The sequence below is a fragment of the Amycolatopsis sp. NPDC005003 genome, from assembly GCF_053600695.1.
In genome coordinates this window covers 223,510-243,806 of sequence record NZ_JBSGAI010000002.1, presented here as the reverse complement: position 1 = coordinate 243,806, position 20,297 = coordinate 223,510, and the positions used below count along the sequence as shown (strand labels likewise).

Below are 20,297 nucleotides of genomic sequence, written 5' to 3'. Positions count from 1 at the left end.
TCAGAGCGCGGGCTTGAGCACCTCCCGGCACCAGGTCCGGAAGCTCGTCGGCGCGATCGCCGCCTTCGCCCAGTCGGCGTCGTAGATGCCCTCGTCCTGGGCGGCGAACATCTCGACCGCGTCCGCGACGACCGGTTCGCTCGCGCCCTGGGACCGGCGCATGGCGGCGAAATCGGCCGCCGTGATGCGCTGGTAGGCGACCGGCCGGCCGAGTTCCTCGCTCAGCACCTCGGCCATGCCGTCGGGGGTGAGCCGGTCGGGGCCGAACAGGGGAACGTCCGCCTGTCCGGTCCAGGAGCGGTCCGTGAGCAGGCCGGCGGCGGTGGCGGCGACGTCGCGGGTGGCGATCGTGGCGAGCGGCCGGTCTCCGGCGCAGGTCAGGGCGAACGTGCCCTGATCGCGGATCGCGGGGAGCTGCCCGAGCAGGTTCTCCATGTAGAAGGGCGGGGACACCGCGCGGTAGGCCGCGCCCGACCTCCGCAGCTCGGCGTCCATGGCGAAGGCCGCGGAGAGGACCCCGGCCGGCTTGGCCCAGCCGTGCCCGGCGCTGCTGACGGCGACGACGTGGCCGACACCGTGGCGGCGGACGGCGGCGCCGCCGGCGCGGGCGAAGGCGAGGTAGTGCTCTTCCGCGCCGGCCGCGGCGGGATTCGGCGGCACCAGCCAGAACAGCGCCTCGGCGCCGGACAGCGCCGCATCGAGCACGGCCGGGTCGTCGTGGGTCCCCTCGACCACGTCGACCTGCGCGCGGACGTCGGCGTCGAGGCGGGTGGCGTCCCGTGCGACGACCTTGACCTTGCTGTTCCCGGCGCTGTCCCCGTCGAGCAGGTGCCGGACGAGCCGGCGGCCGATCTGCCCGGTCGGGGTGGTCACGACGATCATGGCGGCTCCTGAAGGTGAAGGTGAATTCCGCTTCCGAATATAGCCCGGGAGTCCCCCGCGTCAAGTACGCTGAGGCGACCATGACCGCTTCCCGACGTGTGCTGCGCGCCGACGCCCGGCGCAACCGCGACGCCATCCTCGACGCCGCCGGCGAGCTGTTCGCCCAGCGCGGGGACGCCGTCCAGATGGAGGAGATCGCCGAGCGCGCCGGGCTGGGCGTCGGCACCCTGTACCGGCACTTCGCGGACAAGCAGGCGCTGCGCGCGGCCATCATCGGCCGCCGGTTCGAGGAGATGACCTTCCTCGCGCAAGCCGCCGAAGAGGCGCCGGACCCGTGGGTGGCGTTCGAGTCGCTGCTCTACGGCTACCTGGAGGCGGTGGAGCCCGACGCCGCGTTCCGGTTCGCCCTGCTCGGTCCGGAGGAACCGAGCTGGGCCGACATCGAAGAGCAGAAGGCCGCGTTCTCGGCGATCGTGGGACGCATCGTGCGGCGCGCCGTCGAAGCCGGCCGGCTGCGCACCGACTTCGGCCCCGGGGACTTCATCCTCGTCACCCGCGCGGCCATGGCCAACATGACCGGCGACGGCCGGTGGCGACGGCTGATCGACCTCCAGCTCGAGGGAATCCGCCCCTGAACGCGGCGAGGGCGCGGCACCCGCGTGCCGCGCCCTCGTCCGGTGTCCATCGGTCAGGCGTCGAGGTCCTGGGCGATCAGTTCGGCCAGTGCGTCGACCGACGCCTGGGCGTGGTCACCCTCGGCGGACAGCTCCACCTCGTCCCCGAAACCCGCGCCCAGCGTCATCAACCCGAGGACGCTGGCCGCGTCGACCGGGTCGCCCGGCACGCCGCCGGTGATCTTGGCGATCCGCACCTTCGCGGGCTGGCCGGCGGCCGTCTTCGCGACCAGGCCCGCGGGGCGGGCGTGGAGCCCGACGCTGCTGGCGACGAGCGTACGGCGTTGGTACACAGTGGACTCCTTCACGCGTTGACGGGCTGACCGGAAACGGCGGCGGACCGCTCGACGGCACGGAAGCGCACCTGCTTCAGCGCGATCACCGACGCCGCCGCGACGAGCGTCCCGGCGATCAGCGCCACGAGGAACGACAACGGGCTGCCGATCAGCGGCAGGACGAAGATCCCGCCGTGCGGGGCGCGCAGGGTCGCGCCGAAGGCCATCGACAGCGAGCCGGTGACCGCCGAGCCGAGCATGATCGACGGGATCACCCGGAACGGGTCGGCCGCGGCGAACGGGATCGCGCCCTCGGTGATGAACGACGCCCCGAGCAGCCAGGCCGCCCGGCCGTTTTCCCGTTCGGCCTCGGTGAACAGCTTCTTGCGGACCGTCGACGCCAGCGCGAGCGCCAGCGGCGGCACCATCCCGGCCGCCATCACCGCGGCCATGATCTGCAGCGACGCCGTCGCGCCGGTCGTCAGGCCGCCGACCGCGAACGCGTACGCCGCCTTGTTGACCGGGCCACCCATGTCGAACGCCATCATCAGGCCGAGCAGCGCGCCCAGCAGCAGCGCGCTGACGCCGCTGAGGCTGTTCAGCCAGCCGGTCAGACCCGTGGTGGCCGCGGCGATCGGCTTGCCGACCACCACGTACATCAGCACACCGACCACAATGGACCCGAGCAGCGGGTAGACGACCACGGGCATGATGCCCCGCACCGCCTTCGGCACCTGGATCTTCTTGAGTGCCATGACGACCCCGCCGGCCAGGAGGCCGGCGACCAGGCCACCGAGGAAGCCCGCACCCACGGTGACGGCGATCGCGCCACCCACGAAACCGGGGGCGATCGCCGGGCGGTCGGCCATCGCGAACGCGATGAACCCGGCCAGCACCGGCACCAGGAAGTTGAACGCCGCGCTGCCGATCTGGAACATCAGCGCGGCCCAGCCGGTCACCGAACCCGCGTCGAAGTGCTCGGTGACCTTGGGCGCGTCGACGATCTGGTAGCCGCCCAAAGCGAAACTCAGCGCGATGAGCAGCCCGCCCGCGGCGACGAACGGGATGAGGTAGCTGACGCCGGTCATCAGCCACTGGCGGATCTTGGTGCCGGTCTTGTCGTTGGCGCCGACCTTCGACGTCAGTTCCGGGGCGGCCGGCGTGGCGGGGGCGGGCTCGGCGGCCGCGGCCTTGGCGCGTTCGAACAGCCCGGCCGCGTCGTTGATCGCGGCCTTGACCGGCGCCTCGACGATCGGCTTGCCGGCGAACCGGTCCCGGCCCTGCACCGCGAGGTCCGCGGCGAAGATGACGGCGTCCGCGCTCGCGATGTCCTCGGCGGACAGCGGCTCGGAGCCGGCCGAACCCTGGGTCTCGACGACGATCTCGTCGCCGTTGGCCTTGGCGGTCTGTTCCAGCGACTCGGCCGCCATGTACGTGTGGGCGATCCCGGTGGGGCAGGCGGTGATGGCGACGAACTTCATGAGGGGGACACCTCCTGGCGGATGTACTCGGCGACGGCGGCGGGGTCGGCGGCTTCCAGCAGGTGCTGCTTGAACTCCGCGCGGACGAGCCGCCGGGCGAGGGCGGCGAGGACCTTGAGGTGGTCGCTGCCGCCGCCTTCGGGTGCGGCGATGAGGAAGATCAGCTTCGCCGGGCCGTCCGGCGCGCCGAAGTCGATGCCCGCCTCGCTGCGGCCGAACGCCAGCGTCGGCGCGGTCACCGCGGCCGAGCGGCAGTGCGGGATGCCGATGCCGCCTTCGAGCCCGGTGGCCATCTGCTCCTCGCGGGCGGCGACGTCCTTCAGGAACAGGTCGAGGTCGGTCACCCGCCCGGCGTCGACGAGCCGCTGCGCGAGACCGCGGACGGCGGACTGCTTGTCGGCGGCGCCGAGGCCGAGGTCGACCAGGTCGGCGGTGATCAGGTCTGGGGTGGTCATGCGGCGGCTCCGCTGAGGGGGAAGGAAGGGTCGACGTCCAGCACGCGCACCTGGTCGGGGTGCACGTCCTGCGGGGTGGGCATGCGGCTGCCCTCCTGCGTGACCGCGGCGGTGCCGTAGGCGACCGCGGTCCGCAGGGCTTCGGGGCCGGTTCCTCCCGCGTGGAGGAACCCGGCGAGTGCGGCGTCTCCGGCGCCGACGGTGCTGCGCACGGCCACGAGCGGGCCGAGCGCGTGGTGCGTTTCGGTCTCCTCGACGAGCACCGCGCCGCGCGCGCCCAGGCTGACCAGCACGCGGCCGACGCCGCCGGAGATCAGTTCGCGGCAGAACGCGACGACGTCGCCGAGCAGCGGGAGCGGCCGGCCGGCGAGCTCGGTCAGCTCGTCGAGGTTCGGTTTCAGCAGGTCCGGGCCGTCGGCGCAGGCGGCGGCGAGCGGCGCGCCGGAGGAGTCGACGGCGACCCTCGCCCCGGCGTCGCGGGCGAGCTTCGTCAGCCGCGCGTAGAAGTCGTCGGGCACGCCGGCGGGCAGACTTCCGCAGCACACCAGCCATTCCCCGCGCGCGGCCAGTTCGACCGCCCGGCGTTCGAGGGTGGCGAGCTCGGCGGGCGAGATCTCGGGCCCCGGCTCGTTGATCTTCGTGGTGGTCCCGTCGGCCTCGACGAGCGTGATGTTGCTGCGGGTCGACCCGGTGATCGGCACGGCGACGACGGGCACGCCTTCGGGGGCGAGCAGGTCGGACAGCCGCTCGCCGACCGGGCCGCCGGCGGGCAGCAGCGCGACGGTCGGGGTGCCGGCGGCGGCCAGCGCGCGGGCGACGTTCACGCCCTTGCCGCCCGGGTCGAGCCGGACGGCGTCGGCCCGGTTGACTTCGCCGCGCCTCAGCTCGGCCAGCCGCAGCGTCCGGTCGAGGCTGGGGTTGGGGGTCACGGTGACGATCACGCCAGCACCACCTCCGGGCCCGCTTCTTCGAGTTCGGCCACCGCGCCCGCGTCGAGGCCGCTGTCGGTGACCAGGACGTCGATCTCCGCCAGCCGCGCGAACCGGCTGAGCTGGTCGGTGCCGTACTTGCTGTGGTCGGCCAGCAGCACCCGCCTGCGGGCCGCGGCCACCACGGCGGCCTTCACGGCGGACTCGGCCATGTCCGGTGTCGTGCAGCCGTGCTCGGCCGAAAAGCCGTTGGCGCCGAGGAAGGCGACGTCGACGAGCAGGCCTTCGAGCGCGCGCAGCGTCCAGGCTTCGACCGCGGCGAGCGTCGTCCCGCGGACCCGGCCGCCGAGGATGTGCAGCGTGATGCCCGGGCGGGTGGCGAGGATCGAGGCGACCGGGATGGAGTTGGTGATCACCGTCAGCTCGCGCTCGGCCGGCAGCAGCGTCGCGAGCCTGCTGGTGGTGGTGCCCGCGTCGAGCAGGATCGAGCCGCGCTCGGGCACCAGGTCCAGCGCGGCCCGGGCGATCGCGTCCTTCTCGGCGGCGTTGGTCTGGTCCCGCTGCGCGACCTCGGGTTCGAAGTCGAGCCGCTCGACCGCGACCGCGCCGCCGTAGACGCGGCGGACCACGCCCTGGCGTTCGAGGACGCCGAGGTCGCGGCGGATGGTCTCGGGGGCGACACCGAGTTCGGCGGCGACGTCACCGACGTCGACGCGGCCGTCACGTCGTGCGCGTTGCGCCAGGAGCTGATGCCGTTCGGCGGCGTACATGCCCGTTCCTCTCCGATGTTTGCCCGTTGCCGTTTGATTGTGCCCGTTGTTACCGTACTGTCAATCCCCAGTTACGAGATCCTTTGTTCTCGGAGGTCCTGAAATGCAGCTGTCCGGAGTCGGTGTCAGCCCTGGCCGGGTCGACGGCCCGCGTGTCCTCGTGGCCGCTGACCTGCCCGAACCCGCTTCCACGCCCGCTCCGGCGGACCTCGAAGCCGAAGCGGGCAAGATCGGGCAGGCGGCGGCTGTGGTGGCGGCCGTGTTGTCCGATCGTGCCCGTTCCGTGTCCGGTGATGCCCGGTCGGTGCTGGAGACGACCGCCGCGATGGCGTCCGATCCGGCGTTGACCGCGTCGGCGGAGAAGCTCGTCCTGACGCGTTCGCTCCCGGCGCCGCGAGCGGTGTGGGAAGCGGCGGGGGAGTTCATGGCGGCGCTGCAGGCGGCCGGCGGGTACCTGGCCGAACGCGCCCGGGACGTCGCCGACGTCCGCGACCGGATCGTCGCGGACCTGCTGGGCGTGGCCCCGCCGGGCGTGCCGGACCTGACGTCGCCGAGCGTGCTGGTGGCGCGCGACCTCGCCCCGGCCGACACCGCGGGGCTCGATCCGGACCTGGTCCTCGCACTGGTGACGGCGGAAGGCGGCCCGACGAGCCACACCGCGATCCTGGCGCGGGCGCTGGGGATTCCGGCCGTGGTGGCGTGCGCCGGCGTGCTGGAGCTGGACAGCCCGGGACTCGCGGTCGACGGTTCCGCGGGCACGGTGGCGCCGTCCGACGGCACGGTGCGGGCACCGGCTCGCACCTCCCGCCCGACGTGGGACGGTGTCGGCCGCCTCGCCGACGGCCACCGCGTGAAGCTGCTGGCCAACGTCGGCTCGGCGGCGGACGCGGTGGCGGCCGCGGCGGCCGGCGCCGAGGGCGTCGGCCTGTTCCGCACCGAGTTCTGCTACCTCTCGGCGGCTTCGGAGCCGACGGAGGCCGAGCAGCGGGCGGCCTACGCGGCCGTGCTGTCCCCGTTCGCGGGCAAGCCGGTCGTCGTCCGGACGCTGGACGCGGGTTCGGACAAGCCCCTGGCGTTCCTGCCGATGGGCGAAGAACCCAACCCGGCGCTGGGTGTCCGCGGCCTCCGCGTGGCGTTCGACCGCCCGGAGCTGCTGGACCGCCAGCTGTCGGCGATCGCGGCGGCGGCCGCGGACACCGGCGCCGAGCTGTCGGTGATGGCCCCGATGGTGGCGACGGCGGAGGAAGCGGCCTGGTTCGCCGCACGCGCCCGCGCGGCGGGGATCGCGCGGGTGGGCGTGATGATCGAGATCCCGGCGGCGGCCCTGTGCGCCGCCGGGATCCTCGAAGTCGTCGATTTCGTTTCGCTGGGCACGAACGACCTGGCCCAGTACGTGTTCGCGGCGGACCGCCAGCTGGGCGCGGTGGCGGCGTTGAACGCCCCGGACCAGCCCGCCCTGCTGCGGCTGGTGGCCATGGTGGCGGAAGCCGGTGCGGCGGCGGGAAAGCCGGTCGGCGTGTGCGGCGAGGCGGCAGCGGACCCGGCGCTGGCGCCGGTGCTGGTGGGACTGGGTGTGACGTCGTTGTCGATGAACGCGGTCGCCTTGGCGGGCGTGGGCGCGGCACTGCGCGAAGTGGACCTCGAGACGTGCCGCGCCGGATGAGTGATGGGTAAGCCGGTCCCGGCCCACCGCGAAGTCACCCGTCACCCGATCGCTGACCGCCTACGACCACTGACCGGGTTGCGCATTGCCCGGCTAGGCCGCGGCGCGCTCGGCGAGCGGGCGGCGGCGCAGGTCCGGGTCGTGCACCGCCGGGGGCTGGTAGTTCTGGTCGAGTGCGCCGATGTTGGTGCCGGGCTGCACGATTTCGTCGATGCGGTCGAGGACGTCGTCGGTGAGCCGGACCTCGAGGCCGGCCAGCAGGTCGTCGAGCTGGGGCATGGTCCGGGGACCGAGCAGCGCGCTGGTGACGCCGGGGTGGGCGATGACGAAGGCCATCGCGAGGTGGGTCATCGGCAGGCCCGCTTCGGCGGCCAGCGGGAGGAGCTGCTCGACGACGTCGAGCCGGCGTTCGTCGGTGAGGTGCTTGAGCAGGCGGGCCCGGCGCAGGTCGTTCCGCCCGCCCTTGCGGACGCGCCCGGTGAGCAGGCCCTGGCCGAGCGGGCCCCAGATCAGCGTGCCCATGCCGAAGCGCTGGGCCAGCGGCAGCACTTCGCGTTCGACGCCGCGGTTGAGCAGGGAGTAGGCCGTCTGCTCGGCGCGGAACCGCGCTAGGCCGCGCCGTTCGGCGACCCACTGGGCCTCGACGATGTCGGACGCGAGGCTCTGGGACGTGCCGATGGCGCGGATCTTGCCGGCGCGGAGCAGGTCGGTCAGCGCGGAAAGCGTTTCCTCGACGTCCGTCGTGGGGTCGGTGCGGTGCACCTGGTAGAGGTCGATGTGGTCGACCCGCAGGCGCCGCAGCGAGTTTTCGACGGCGGTGACGATCCAGCGCCGGGACGCGCCCTGGTGGTGCGGATCGTCGCCGACCTGGCGGCCGAACTTGGTGGCGAGCACGACGTCGTCGCGGCGGCCCCGCAACGCCCGGCCGACGACCTCTTCGGAGTCGCCGTACGCGTCGGCGGTGTCGACGAAGTTGATGCCCGCGTCCAGTGCCTTGTGGATCATGCGGGCGGAGTCGTCCGGGTCGGGATTGCCGAAGGACGTCGCGAACATCATCGCGCCGAGCGCGTACGGGCTGACCTTGATCCCGGTCCGGCCGAGGGTGCGGTACTGCATGGGTTCTCTCCCGTCGAGGTGCCGGCCGGCGCGGATGCCGTACGCTGGCCGTAAGCGGAAACCTATTCCGGAACTATACGGAAAGGCTTTCCGGTTACGCAACCGAGAGGGGCGAAATGACCCAGGAGACCCGACGGCGGCGCGCCGACGCCCAGCGCAACGTCGAGGCCCTGATCGAGGCGGCGCGGACGGTCTTCGACACCTCCGGCCTGGACGCCCCGGCCAAGGAGATCACCGACCTCGCCGGAGTCGGCGTCGGCACGCTGTACCGGCACTTCCCGCAGCGCGCGGACCTGGTCAAGGCCGTCGTGCGGACCGGGATCGACGCCGTCGCCGACGCCGGCCCCGAGCTGAGCGCCGCCCACCCGCCGGCGCGGGCGCTCGCGCTCTGGATCGGCCGGTTCGTCGAACTCCTCGAGACCAAGCGCGGGCTCGCCTCGGCCCTGCACTCGGGCGATCCGGCGTTCGAAGGGCTGCCCGGCTACTTCATGGAGCGGCTGGGCCCCACACTCACCGCCCTGCTCGACGCGGCGGCCGCCGACGGTGCGATCCGCGGCGACTTCGGCGCCGAGGACCTCCTGTACGCGATCGCCCTGTTGTGTCAGCCCGTACCCGGCCGCGGGCCGGAGCACGGCAGGCGCATGGTCGGCGTCCTCGTCGACGGCCTCCGCTACGGCGCCGGCTGAAGGGTGGCGGCGAGGCGGGCGACCGGCTACTTCACGGTCGGATCGCCCAGCGCGAGTTCGGGTGGCCGGACGTTCCGCGGGGTGACGACGAACGCCGCGGACCGCAGCGGTGACGCCGGTGCGCCCGGCCGGGACATCTCCAGCCGCAACACGCGGGCGCCGGTCACGTCCAGGTCGATGACGGCCGGTTTCCCGGCCGAGACGTCGTGTTCGGAGCGCGGGGTCCCGTCGAGCACCACGCGGACCCGGCCGACCTGGAACGCGTCCACGGCGTCGTCGGGGACCCCGGCGACGGTGGTGAACCGCCGGTAGCTGCCGCCCAGTTCCAGTTCGACGAACCCCGGGCCGGTGACCGAGGGCGAAGCCGGCCGCAGGACGATGCTCCGCTCGTAGCTCCGGCCGTCGATCGACGCTGCCGCGCGCTTCACGCCGTTGCTGGCGCACACCCAGGGCAGTTCCCCCGCGGGGACAAGCCGTTCCTCGCGCGCCCCGCCGAGCCAGGTCCCGCGGCGGGGCATCGGGTACTGGCCCTGTCCGGTGATCGCGGCGAGCAGGTCGGCCACGCCGGCCGGGGTGAACTCGTCGACGTGGTAGCGCGTCGTCGAATGCGCGTTGAGGAAGACCGGGATCTCGTCGACCGACCGGCCCGGCAGGACGACGGGCAGCACGCGTTCGGTTTCCCGGCGCAGGTCCCGGGTGAGGTTGTCCCGGATGATCGCCGCCTCGAACTGGGCGCCGCGCCCTTCGTGCGGCATGGCGGTGCCGCCGGCGCGGCGTTTGTACTCGGGGGAGGCGATGACCAGGATGAAGTCCGCCTTCTCCAGGTTTTCGGTGGCCCACAAGGACCAGTCCCGGCGCAGGTTGTCGTACCACGCGTCGAGGTGCACGTCCAAGCCGATCTCGGCGCGGAGGAAAGCCGCGAAGCGGTGCACGAGTTCCTTGTGTTCCGGGGTGTCGTGGGAGTAGGTGACGAACACCCGGGGCGCGGCACGGTCGGGCATCGGTGCCCCTCCCCGTCGAGTCGGTGACGCACCGGTCCGGCCGGTCGGTGCGCGGAAAAAGAATAGTGCGCGCCGGGCGCGCTGCCCTGTCATTTATCCGCCGTTTCCGCATTTGTCAAGACTTTCCGGCTGGACAGCGAGATTGCTGTTCGCTGGCCAGATACTGGCATGTTTCTGTCCGGTTTTCCGCCTTCTCCCGTCGTGCGGGCCCGGCCTAGGATGGGCCGTTGCCTGGCGGGGAGCGGCGAAGGAGCGAATGCACGCGTGTACGAGTACGACGTGTTCATCAGCTACCAACGCGCCGGCCGGGACATTTCAGCGTGGGTGAAAAACCATTTCCGTCCGCGGCTGGCCGAGGTGCTCGACAACAACTTCTACCGGGACGTCCGGATTTTTTGCGACGACCAGGTCCGCACCGGCGCGAGCTGGGCGGGGGAGGTGCGCACCGCGTTGCTGCGCACCCGGGTGCTGGTGCCGGTGTGCTCGCCGAAGTACTTCCGGGACGAGTGGTGCCTCGCGGAGTGGCATTCGATGGCCAAGCGGGAGGCGCTGACCACGGGCACCCGGCCGTTGATCTACCCGGTGATCTACTGCGACTCCCGGCACTTCCCCGACTGGGCACACGCGCGGAGCCCCCGTGACCTGCACCGGTGGAACCACCCCTTCGAGCACTTCCAGGCCGCGCCGGCCTACCTGGAGTTCAACCACAAGATCGCGGAGATCGCCAAGGAACTCGAGGAACTCATCGAACGAGCGCCGGACTGGCGGGCGGACTGGCCGGTGCACACGCCGGATCCCGAGCCGCCGGCCGCGGTGCGGATACCGAGGTTCTGACCGATGCCGGGGTCGGTGTTCACCTTCTACTCCTACAAGGGCGGGGTCGGCCGCAGTTTCACGCTGGCCAACGTCGCCGTGCTGCTCGCCCGCTGGGGCCACCGGGTGCTCTGCCTGGACTGGGACCTCGAAGCGCCCGGCCTCGGCGACTACTTCCGGCCGCGGCTGCCGGGCAGGCCCAGCGGCGGCGTGGTGGACCTCGTCACCGGCTTCCGGGAAGGCCGGTTCGCCCCGGACGCCCACGTGCTGCGGCTGCGGAGGGCCGGCGCGCTCGACTTCATCGCCGCCGGGCGGGAGGAGGACGGCTACGTCGGGCAGGTTCAGGCGATCGACTGGGAAGGCCTGTACGAGGAGGGGTTCGGCGACTACCTCGAGAAGTGCCGCGAGCAGTGGACGGACGACTACGACTTCGTGCTCATCGACAGCCGCACCGGCATCTCCGACATCGGCGGCATCTGCACCGCGCACCTGCCGGACCACCTCGTCCTGCTGTTCACCGCGAACCGGCAGAGCATCCTCGGCGCGGTGGACGCCGCCCGCCGCGCCGACGCGGCGCGCAACCGCCTGCCGTTCGACCGTCCGCGGCTGACCGTGTTGCCGGTCCTGTCGCGCTTCGACAGCCGGGAGGAGTACGGCCGGTCGGAGGAGTGGCGCAAGACCGTCGTCGCGGAGACGGCCGAGCTGTACGGGGCGTGGCTCGACCAGGGCGTCGCGCCGGAGACGATGTCCCGCCACCTCACGCTGCCGTACGTGTCGTACTGGAGTTTCGGCGAGCAGCTGCCCGTCCTGTCGGAGAAGACGCCGAGCGCGGACCAGATCGGCTTCGCCCTCGAGACGGTCGCCGCGGTGATCGCGTACCGCCTCGACCGCACGGACCTGCTGGCGGAGAACCGCGATGCCTACGTGGCGGCGGTGCGGGCGAGCCATCGGAAGTTCAAGCACGAACTGCGGGTCAGCATCCCGCGGGCGGCCGTCCAGGCCGGCGGCGAGCTGATCGCGGCACTGGGGCAGCTGGGCGTCCGGGCGGTGAAGTCGCTCTCGGGTGACCAGTCGCTGCTGGAGCGGACCGAGGACGACGCCCGCCACCTGTGCCTGATCGTCGACGGCAAGGTGAGCCGCTGGCAGCAGGCCGAAGTCGAGCGCTTCCTGCAGCGGTCGTTCGGCCAGGACCGCCGGGTGATCCCGATCCTGACGCCGGGCACCGAGGCGGCCGGGCTCCCGGGGTACGTCGGCAATCTCCGCTACCTGCGCTGGGGCGCCCGCGGCCCGGCCGGCGTCGCCCAGGACCTGGTTGCCCAGCTCCGAGGCGGGATCCCGCCGGCCGAGGACGATTCCCACCTCCCGTCGCTCCTTGCCCAGGTCCGGGAAGCACGGCTGAGCCCATCCCGCTGGCTCCTGGTCGAGGACCTGGTGACGGACCTGCAGGTGACGGCGGAAGCGGGCGACGAAGTCCACCTGAACGAGCTGGCCGCGGATCTGGCGGCCGCGGCCAAACCGCGCTACCCGCGCGGCGTCCGGACCCCGATCCTCGCAGACACCCGCCGGTCGATCGACCAGCTGCTGCGAACGCTCGCCCAGACCGCGACGCAGGCGAACCACCGGAAGGAAGTCGGATGACCGACCGCTTGGGACACAAGCAGACCGCGGCGATGTTCACGTTGATGGTGCTGGGCCGTGAAGTGCCCAACCAGGAGCTGGCGGAGCTGGTGGGCTTCACCCTCACCGGCACCGAACGCACGGGGCTGAACAAGCTCGGCTACGTCGACAGCGAGCGGACCGGGCCGAAGCGGAGCTACGTCCACGTGCTGAGTGACAGCGGCTGGGCTTGGTGCGAGAAGGAGCTCGGGGAGGGCGGACCGCCACCGCAACGCGGGCAGAGCCCGCTGGCGACGGCGCTGTACGTGATCCTCGGTGGCCTGGGGGAGTACCTGCGGCGCGAGCACAAGCGGCTCTTCGAAATCTTCGGTCCGGCGCCGAGTGCGAACGGAGGGGCGCCGGCCGGCCTGGAGGAACGCATCCGGGTCGCCTACCGCGAACTCGTGAAGGAGCCGCGTGGCTGGGTCGGGCTGGTGGACCTGCGGCCGAAGCTCGGCGCGCCGGCCGCGGACGTCGACGCGGTGCTCAAGGAACTGAGCCGTGCCGGGAAGATCCACCTCGTTCCCGAGGACAACCGCAAGGCCCTCACCGCCGCCGATCACGAGGCGGCGATCCGCATCGGCGGCGAAGACAACCACTTCGTTTCGTTCGAGGCGTGATGATGGACGAGCTCAAAGCACTCGCGACGCTGAGCTTCGACTGGGCGGACACCCCCGACCACGTCTGGCGCGACTCGCCCTACCACGTGGACGGTCTGCACGCCGAGTCGCTCGCCGCTCTCGACACGGGCATCCGCGATGCCGTGGCCAGCGACGGTCCGAGCCCGATCGGGCTCGTCATGCGCGGGCAGAAGGGGGTCGGCAAGACCCATCTGCTCGGGCTCGTCCGGCGCCGGGTCCACCGCGCGCGCGGCTACTTCTTCCTCGACGACGTGACCGCGGCCGAGGCGTTCTGGGAGAACACGGCCGAGGCGCTGCGCCGCGGCCTGGCCCGCCCGGACGACTCGGGCGAGTCGCAACTGCGGAGATTCCTGCTCCGCGTGTGCCTGCGGGCGCACGTCGATGCCGAGGTCGAGGCGCGGATCCGGCGCGGCCGCGGGCTGACTCCCGCCGACGTGGAGGCCTTCGTCGACGGGATCGGGTCGCTCAGCGAAGTGGCCGCCGACGAGTGCGGGGACACCGCGCGGGCGCTCGTGCTCATCGCGAGCCGGGACCGGGGCACCAGGTACATCGGCGAGGACTACCTGGACGGCGACACCGAGCTGACCGCCGAAGCCCGCCAGTGGAACATCTACTCGCGGCCGAAACCGTCGCGGGTCCTGGTGCAGGAGATCACCCGGCTGCTCGCCCTCACCGGGCCGGTCGTGATCGCCGTCGACCAGCTCGACACCCTCGTCGCGCGGTCCAAGCAGGGCATGGGTGAAGACATCGGGGAGGATCTCCTCGTGGCGCAGATCGCCGACGGTCTGATGGGCTTGCGCGAAGTCACCCACAAGACCCTCACCGTGCTGGCCTGCCTGCCGTCCACCTGGGAGCAGATCAAGTCCAAGGCGGCGGGCACGGTGCCCGACCGCTTCCGGGAAACGGTGACACTGGGCCGGATCACCGATGCCGCGCTCGGCCGGGCGCTGGTGGAGAAGCGGCTCGGGGTGGCCTACGCATCGATGGGCTTCACCCCGCCGCACCCGGCCTGGCCCGTGGCGCCGGTGGCGTTCGAGGGCCCCTGGGAACAATGGACCCCGCGCGAACTGCTCAAGCGCATCGGCGCCCACATCGACGGGTGCCTGCGCGCGGGCCAGGCCAGGGAACTCATCTCCTTCGACGAGAAGGCACCGGTGCCGGTCGCGCCCGTGCGCACCGAGGTCGAGAACGACCGGTTCGCCGAGCTCGACGCCGAGTTCGAGAAGCTGCGGGCGGAAGTCGATCCCGGGAAGCTGCTCGCCGAGTCGATCGTGGACCGGGTGATGCCCGGGCTGCTCTCGGCCGCCCTGCGGTGCTGGGTGACCGAGGTCGGCGACGACGACCTGGAGTGGTCGTGCGAGCGGCAGACCGGGCTGAGCGAGGTGCACGCCTGGCTGACCCGGACCCTCGACGAAACCGCGGATCTCCAGGAGCACTGGGTGTTCCGGGCGATCGCGGCCCGCGATCCGCGGGCGGCGCTGAGCCGGTTCCGCAAGGCGCGGTCCGCGGCGGGACAGCGCCAGGGCGTGGACAACCGGCACCTCGTCATCCTCCGGGACGCCTGGGGCCGCGGGGCCAAGACCCGGGAAGAGGTCGAGAAGTTCACGGCCGCCGGTGGCCGGACGATCCGGCTGTCCGATGCCGACACGCGGACTTTCTGGGCGTTGCAGAAGATGCTCGGCAACGGCGGCCGCGAGCTGCACGAGTGGCTGATCGACCGGCGGCCCGCGAGCCGGTCGGAACTGCTGTCCGCCGTCCTTCCCGAGAAGCCGGGCGAGAAGCAGCCCGGTGCCGCCACCCACCCGCCGCCCGCCGAAGGGGAGATCACGCTCGGGACCGTCGTCGGCTCGGGGGAGCCCGTGCGGATCGGGCTCTCGGCGCTGCGCAAGCACGCCGCCGTGTTCGCCGGGTCCGGGTCCGGGAAGACCGTGCTGCTGCGGCGGATCATCGAGGAGTGCGCGCTGCTGGGCGTCTCCGCGATCGTCCTCGATCCCAACAACGATCTCGCCCGGCTCGGGGACGCCTGGCCGGAACCGCCGGACGGCTGGCGGGACGGGGATGCCGGGCTCGCCAAGCAGTACCTCGCCGACACCGACGTCGTCGTCTGGACGCCCGGGCGGGCCGCCGGGCGGCCGCTGGCCTTCCGGCCGCTGCCCGACTTCGGCGGGGTTCTCGACGACGCCGACGAATTCACCGCCGCCGTCGAGGTGGCCGTCGCGACGGTGGCGCCGCAGGCCCGGCTGACCGGGAGCACCGCGAAAGCGAACATCGGGCTGGCCGTGCTCCGGCAGGCCGTCGTCCACCACGCGCGGACCGGTTCGCGCAGCCTGCCGGAGCTGGTCGAGCTCATGGCGGACCTGCCGGAAGACGTCAGCAACCTCAACGACGCCCAGCGCATCGCCGCCGATCTGGCCGAGGTGCTCAAGGCCGCGATGGTCAACGACCCGCTCTTCGCCGGCGGCGGCGATCCGGTCGATCCCGGCACGCTGCTCACGCCGGCCGCCGGCAAACGGGCCCGCGTGTCCGTGATCAGCTTCGTCGGGCTGCCGTCCGAAGCGCAGCGGCAGAACTTCGTCAACCAGCTGCAGATGGAGCTGTTCGCCTGGATCAAACGCCACCCCGCGGGCGACCGGCCGCTGGGCGCGCTGTTCGTCATGGACGAGGCCCAGACGCTGGCGTCGTCCGGGAGCCTGACGGCGAGCACGCGCAGCACGATCGTGCTCGCTTCCCAGGCCCGCAAGTACGGCCTGGGCCTGTTGTTCGCCACGCAGGCCCCCAAGGGGCTGCACAACCAGGTGGTCGGCAACGCGATGACGCAGTTCTTCGGCCGGCTCAACAGCCCGGCCCAGATCGCCGCCGCCAACGAACTGGCGCGCGCGAAGGGCAGCCCGGTCGCGGACATCTCGCGCCTGGAACGGGCGCAGTTCTACGTGGCGGGGGAGGAGTTCGGCTTCCGCCGGGTGGCGACGCCGCTGTGCCTGTCCCACCACCCGGCCGGTCCACTGCGGCTGGAAGAGGTGCTCGCCAGGGCACGAGCCGGGCGGTGACCGGGGTGGCTCCGGCGCCCGGCCGGAGCCACCGTCACGTCAGCCGTGGCGGAAGCACAGCGTGCCCCACTGGAAGCCCGCGCCGATCGACGACACCACGTACGTGTCGCCCGGGCGCACCGCTCCTGAGCCGAACCGGGCGTGCAGGGCCGTGAACACCCCCGCCGATCCGGTGTTGCCCAGGCGGTCCACCGTGATCGGGGCTCGCGAAGGGGGAATCGCCAGCTTCTCCAGTGCGGCGTTGAGGATGTTCAGGTTCGCCTGGTGCAGGAAGACGTGCGTGACGTCCTCCACCGGCACTTCCGCGTCGTCCGCCGCGCGCAGGATGCTGTCCGGCAGGCAGCGCGTCGCGGTGTGCCACACCGAACGGCCGTTCATCTTCAGGTACGCGCCCGGCGCCGGGATTTCGACGTCGTACGACAGCTCCGTGCCGAAGTCCCAGCCCAGCAGGCCGGCTCCCGGGGCGGCGGCCCGCGAGAGCACGGCCGCGCCCGCCGCGTCGCCGAAGAACACCCGCGTCGTGCGGTCCGCCGGGTCCGTCACGCGCGACGCGCAGTCGGCGGCCAGCACCAGGACCGTGCGGGCCGCCGGCGTCTGCAGCAGGTGGGCCGCCAGGAACAGCGCCTGGACGCCGTTGGCGCACGCCGCCTGCGTGATGTCGAGGGTCAGGGCCCGGTCCGCGCCCAGCAGTTCCTTGACGATCAGCGCCGTGGACGGCAACGGCTGGTCGTACGTGTACGTCCCGACGATGATCGCGTCGACGTCGCGGGGACCGATCCCGGCCGCCGCCAGCGCGGGACGGGCCGCCGCCGCGCACATGTCCGAGGTCGCGCGGTCCGGCGCCAGGCGGCGGCGCGTCCGGATCCCGGTCCGGTCGACGATCCACTCGTCCGAGGTGTCGAGCGTCGAGGCCAGCTCCGCGTTGGTGACGACGTCCGGCGGCAGGTGCACCCCGGTGCCCGTGATCGCCACCGGAACGGCCAGCGCGCTCACGCCGGACCTCCGGCGTAGACGTTGCGCGACGGGTGCAGCTGCCGCTCGAGGTCGGTGTAGAACCGGCCGGACTCGCACGGCCTGCCGAGCAGGATGCGGCGGGCCGCCTCCCCGCACAGCGCGCCGCCGAGGGCCACCCCCGAGGCCAGCTGCGGCCAGCTGCTCAGCGTGCGGCCCAGTTCGCCGAACGACGCCGCCAGCTCCGGGCTGATCCGGCCCGCGTCCACCATGGCCAGGATGAGCTCGGTCCGCGCCTGCGCGGTCAGGTCGAGGACGTCGATCGACTTCACGTCGCCGAGCAGCCCGTGCAGCAGCGGCCGGTCGGGTTCGCGGTCGAAGCGCTCGACGTCGAGCATGCCGCGGTCGTTGCAGTCCATCACGACCGGGATGCCGAGGTCGCGCGCGTACTCGCGGGCCGCGATCTTGACCCACGGCGTGTCGCACTCCTCGACGAGCAGGTCGAGACCACCGGCGAAGAAGCGCTCGATGGTCTCCGGGGTCAGCCCGGCCGGCTCGATCCGGATGTCGAGGTACGGGTCGATCTCGTACATCTGCCGCGCCGACAGCACCGCCTTGTTGGTGCCGAGGTCGTGCAGGCCACCGCGCAGCCGGTTCAGGTTGGACAGCCCGAAAGCGTCGAAGTCGGCCAGCCGGAACGCGCCGCCGATGCCTTCGAGCGCGAACGTCAGTGCCGCGCTGTTGCCCACCGACAGGCCGATCACGCCGATCCGCTTGCCGAACAGCCGCCGCTGGTCGGGCCGCTCGATCCGGCCCCGGTTGCGGTCGGTGCGGACCAGCCGGAACTCCTCGCGCGGCAGCACGTGGACCAGCCGCCCCGACCACGGGTACCAGGCCCACGTGCCGTACTCCCACGGCTGCGCGCCCGCCAGCTGTTCCTGCTTCCGGCGCTCGATTTCGACCCGGTCGCGGCACGCCGGCTCGCGGCTGCGGACCAGTTCGGTGAGCTGCTCGTCGATCGTGTCGTGCACTTCGCGGACGTTCCCGGACGCGAGCAGCGCGGCCAAGCCGTCGGCGGAATGGAGCTCCGGCTGCCAGCTCTCGCGGTCCGGCGAGGGGATCTCGTCCAGCGTCACCCGGGCGGTCCGGGGCGCCGGCGGTACCGGGAGCAGCGGCGCCGTGCCCGTCGCCGCGATGACGGGGAACTCGTCCCGCAGCCGCGTGACCAGGTCGTGGTGCCTGCCGCCGCCGTCGGCCACGCGGTGCAGCATGATCACGACGTCCTCGGTGTACTGCGCGACGTACCGGCGGGTGCCGCGGACCGGCCGGAACCCGAACCGCTCGTGGAACCGGTCCTGGCCGTCCTTCGTGCCGGACGTGCCGATCATCGCCCGCGCGCCGAGGTGGTGGGCCGCGCCGATCGCGAGGGCGTTCAGGTGCAGCCCGAGCCCGAGCTTCCGGGCGCGGTGCTCGACGACCAGCCTGCTGTGTTCGAATACCTCGCCGTGGCCGAAGCCCTCGGCCGCCAGGAGCTCCTCGTAGGGCTCGTCGCCGAGGAAGTCGCGGGACTGGAACAGCGCGCCCGTGTCCGGTGTGGACAGCCGGATGTACCCCAGTGGCGGGCCGCCGGGGCTGCGCCGCGCGATGAAGTGCCAGGCACCGAAGTCGAGGTCCTGGTCGTCGGCGTGGGTGCCGTCCGCGCGGAGGAAGGCCGGGCGGCGGCCGTGGTCGAACAGGATGCGGGCGCGCAGGGCCCGTACGGCCTCGAGCAGCGGGCCGCCGTCCTCGCCGGGCCGCGGTCCGAGGAACGCGGTGACGTGCCAGTCCGGGATTTCCGGCGCGGGTGCGCCGGGGTGGTTCAGGGGTGTCAAGTGTCGCCTTTGCTCCGGAAGTGCCGGACGGCAACGGAAAGCCGTCCGGGAGAGGGCCCCGGCCGGTGGGTGCGTGTGTGGTCGGCGACCAGGGCGGCGGAACGGTAACAGGGCACCGGGGCACCGGACCGATGACGGCGACGAGGCCGGGAAAACCTTTACCAGGGGCGGAAGATCGACATCGGGTGACGCCGGCCTCCGCTCGTGGTGAAGATCGACCTGAGTGATCCACTCGAAGGGGTGGCGGATGATCTCCGAACGCGACGAGTGCCGGCGGGAGGCCGCGACGGCCGCGGGTGGCGCCTCGGGACGCTTCACCCCGGCGGGGGAGAGTTCGGCGGCCGGCCGGGAACGGTGCCCGGTCCCGCGTCCGGGACCGGGACCGGGCACCGCGGATCAGTCCGCTTCGGGGAAGTGGATGTCGGTGACGTGGACGTCGACGACCTCGACGTCGAGGCCGAGGTACTGCTCGACGGCGTCGATCACCGCGACGCGGATCTGCTCGCCGACCGCCTTGACCGCGTGACCGAACTCGACCACCACGGGAATGGTGACCCACGCGACCTCGTCGGCGAGCTCGACCGTGATGGCGTCGGCGGCGACGCTGTGCACACCCTCGCTCTGGGCGGCGATCCGCGTGACGATCTTGCCGACCACCCCGTCGGCCACCGTGGTGCTGCCGCGGCTGCCCGCGGCGGGGCGGGCCGCGGCCGCGTCGGCTTCGGCTTCGGCTTCGGGCTCGGCCTCGGCGACCGGTGCGGCTTCGGCGACGACCGGCTCCGTGTCCGCGGCTTCGGCAACGGGCTCGGCTTCGGTTTCGGTTTCGGTTTCGGCAGCGTCGTCGGTCTCGTTCGCGTCCGCGGCCGCGTCTTCGGTCTCGTCCTCATCCACGGCGGCGACTTCGGCCGCGTCCGTGTCGTCCTCTTCGGTGTCCTCGGTGGCCGCCTCCTCGTCGGTCCCGGTGACGCCCTCGTCGCCTTCCTCGGCCGAGCCTTCGTCGCTGTCGACCGCTTCCTCCGCCGCGGTTTCCGCCGCGGCTTCGGCCTCAGGCGCGGAATCCGTCTCCTCGACGACACCCGCCTCATCGGTCTCGGGAGCGCTTTCGGCGGGCGCCTCGGCGACCTCCGGCGCGGGCTCGACGGTGCCGTAGGCGTACCCGCCCGAACCGGCGGTTTCGTTCTTGGCGCGGCCGAAGATGCTGTTCATGACGTCGGACATGGGTTCCCTTTCCGGGAGCGACGAACACCTGTGGGGACAGCAGACGGCGACATGCTAGGGGACGGCCCGTGACGCGCGTCACGGACCCCCCGCCTTCGAGACTCGCTTGTGTCCCAACAGATATCCGCCCGATCACCGTCCGTCAGGCCGCGTTCGGCGGTCGGTGAT

General features: G+C 72.5%; 18 protein-coding genes. 7 read left to right on the top strand and 11 right to left on the bottom strand.

What is annotated here, in order from left to right; genetic code table 11:
- Window positions 1-882 (bottom strand): NAD(P)H-binding protein, encoded by an 882-nt coding sequence (locus tag ACWED2_RS03480; RefSeq protein WP_449688841.1) that lies wholly within the window; start codon window positions 880-882, stop codon window positions 1-3.
- Between the two features lie 80 nt (window positions 883-962).
- On the opposite strand from ACWED2_RS03480, the gene ACWED2_RS03475 reads away from it, so the two are divergent.
- Window positions 963-1,517 carry a TetR/AcrR family transcriptional regulator gene (locus ACWED2_RS03475; RefSeq protein WP_449688840.1) on the top strand — a complete coding sequence of 185 codons (555 nt, stop codon included), beginning with the start codon at window positions 963-965 and terminating at the stop codon, window positions 1,515-1,517.
- A gap of 53 nt (window positions 1,518-1,570) precedes the next feature.
- Here ACWED2_RS03475 and ACWED2_RS03470 read toward each other — a convergent pair whose 3' ends face one another.
- The 5 genes from ACWED2_RS03470 to ACWED2_RS03450 are packed head-to-tail and all read right to left on the bottom strand — an operon-like array spanning window position 1,571 to window position 5,466.
- Complete coding sequence (locus tag ACWED2_RS03470) at window positions 1,571-1,849, bottom strand: HPr family phosphocarrier protein (RefSeq protein WP_449688839.1); 279 nt, start codon at window positions 1,847-1,849, stop codon at window positions 1,571-1,573.
- An 11-nt stretch (window positions 1,850-1,860) separates the two neighbouring features.
- On the bottom strand, window positions 1,861-3,312 hold the full coding sequence (locus ACWED2_RS03465; protein WP_449688838.1) for a PTS fructose transporter subunit IIC: 1,452 nt from the start codon (window positions 3,310-3,312) through the stop codon (window positions 1,861-1,863).
- Window positions 3,309-3,767 (bottom strand): PTS sugar transporter subunit IIA, encoded by a 459-nt coding sequence (locus ACWED2_RS03460; RefSeq protein WP_449688837.1) that lies wholly within the window; start codon window positions 3,765-3,767, stop codon window positions 3,309-3,311. Before ACWED2_RS03460 ends, ACWED2_RS03465 begins: the two co-directional genes overlap by 4 nt.
- On the bottom strand, window positions 3,764-4,708 hold the full coding sequence (gene pfkB, locus ACWED2_RS03455; RefSeq protein WP_449688836.1) for a 1-phosphofructokinase: 945 nt from the start codon (window positions 4,706-4,708) through the stop codon (window positions 3,764-3,766). Before pfkB ends, ACWED2_RS03460 begins: the two co-directional genes overlap by 4 nt.
- Window positions 4,705-5,466 (bottom strand): DeoR/GlpR family DNA-binding transcription regulator, encoded by a 762-nt coding sequence (locus ACWED2_RS03450; RefSeq protein ID WP_449688835.1) that lies wholly within the window; start codon window positions 5,464-5,466, stop codon window positions 4,705-4,707. The genes pfkB and ACWED2_RS03450 overlap by 4 nt, the downstream gene beginning before the upstream one ends.
- A 103-nt stretch (window positions 5,467-5,569) precedes the next feature.
- On the opposite strand from ACWED2_RS03450, the gene ACWED2_RS03445 reads away from it, so the two are divergent.
- Entirely contained in the window at window positions 5,570-7,129 is a 1,560-nt protein-coding gene (locus tag ACWED2_RS03445; protein ID WP_449688834.1) for a putative PEP-binding protein, read from the top strand.
- A 93-nt stretch (window positions 7,130-7,222) separates the two neighbouring features.
- Here the strand turns inward: ACWED2_RS03445 and ACWED2_RS03440 are convergent, their stop codons facing one another.
- Entirely contained in the window at window positions 7,223-8,245 is a 1,023-nt protein-coding gene (locus ACWED2_RS03440; RefSeq protein ID WP_449688833.1) for an aldo/keto reductase, read from the bottom strand.
- A 116-nt stretch (window positions 8,246-8,361) separates the two neighbouring features.
- On the opposite strand from ACWED2_RS03440, the gene ACWED2_RS03435 reads away from it, so the two are divergent.
- Window positions 8,362-8,931 (top strand): TetR/AcrR family transcriptional regulator, encoded by a 570-nt coding sequence (locus ACWED2_RS03435; RefSeq protein WP_449688832.1) that lies wholly within the window; start codon window positions 8,362-8,364, stop codon window positions 8,929-8,931.
- Window positions 8,932-8,957: 26 nt separating this feature from the next.
- Here ACWED2_RS03435 and ACWED2_RS03430 read toward each other — a convergent pair whose 3' ends face one another.
- A complete protein-coding gene (locus ACWED2_RS03430) occupies window positions 8,958-9,932 on the bottom strand; it encodes an SEFIR domain-containing protein (RefSeq protein WP_449688831.1) in 975 nt (324 codons plus the stop codon).
- 264 nt (window positions 9,933-10,196) lie between these two features.
- Between ACWED2_RS03430 and ACWED2_RS03425 the strand changes: the two genes are divergently transcribed.
- The 4 genes from ACWED2_RS03425 to ACWED2_RS03410 are packed head-to-tail and all read left to right on the top strand — an operon-like array spanning window position 10,197 to window position 16,089.
- Window positions 10,197-10,766, top strand: a complete 570-nt coding sequence (locus tag ACWED2_RS03425; RefSeq protein ID WP_449688830.1) for a TIR domain-containing protein — start codon at window positions 10,197-10,199, stop codon at window positions 10,764-10,766.
- Between the two features lie 3 nt (window positions 10,767-10,769).
- Entirely contained in the window at window positions 10,770-12,383 is a 1,614-nt protein-coding gene (locus ACWED2_RS03420; RefSeq protein ID WP_449688829.1) for a tyrosine-protein kinase family protein, read from the top strand.
- Window positions 12,380-13,021 (top strand): hypothetical protein, encoded by a 642-nt coding sequence (locus ACWED2_RS03415; RefSeq protein WP_449688828.1) that lies wholly within the window; start codon window positions 12,380-12,382, stop codon window positions 13,019-13,021. Before ACWED2_RS03420 ends, ACWED2_RS03415 begins: the two co-directional genes overlap by 4 nt.
- A 2-nt stretch (window positions 13,022-13,023) precedes the next feature.
- On the top strand, window positions 13,024-16,089 hold the full coding sequence (locus ACWED2_RS03410) for a helicase HerA domain-containing protein (RefSeq protein WP_449688827.1): 3,066 nt from the start codon (window positions 13,024-13,026) through the stop codon (window positions 16,087-16,089).
- A gap of 39 nt (window positions 16,090-16,128) precedes the next feature.
- Here the strand turns inward: ACWED2_RS03410 and ACWED2_RS03405 are convergent, their stop codons facing one another.
- The 3 genes from ACWED2_RS03405 to ACWED2_RS03395 form a co-directional block, all read right to left on the bottom strand.
- Window positions 16,129-17,082 (bottom strand): 3-oxoacyl-ACP synthase III family protein, encoded by a 954-nt coding sequence (locus ACWED2_RS03405; RefSeq protein WP_449688826.1) that lies wholly within the window; start codon window positions 17,080-17,082, stop codon window positions 16,129-16,131.
- On the bottom strand, window positions 17,079-18,911 hold the full coding sequence (locus ACWED2_RS03400; protein WP_449688825.1) for a ThiF family adenylyltransferase: 1,833 nt from the start codon (window positions 18,909-18,911) through the stop codon (window positions 17,079-17,081). Before ACWED2_RS03400 ends, ACWED2_RS03405 begins: the two co-directional genes overlap by 4 nt.
- Before the next feature lie 396 nt (window positions 18,912-19,307).
- Window positions 19,308-20,129, bottom strand: a complete 822-nt coding sequence (locus ACWED2_RS03395; RefSeq protein ID WP_449688824.1) for an Asp23/Gls24 family envelope stress response protein — start codon at window positions 20,127-20,129, stop codon at window positions 19,308-19,310.
- Window positions 20,130-20,297 lie beyond the last annotated feature (168 nt).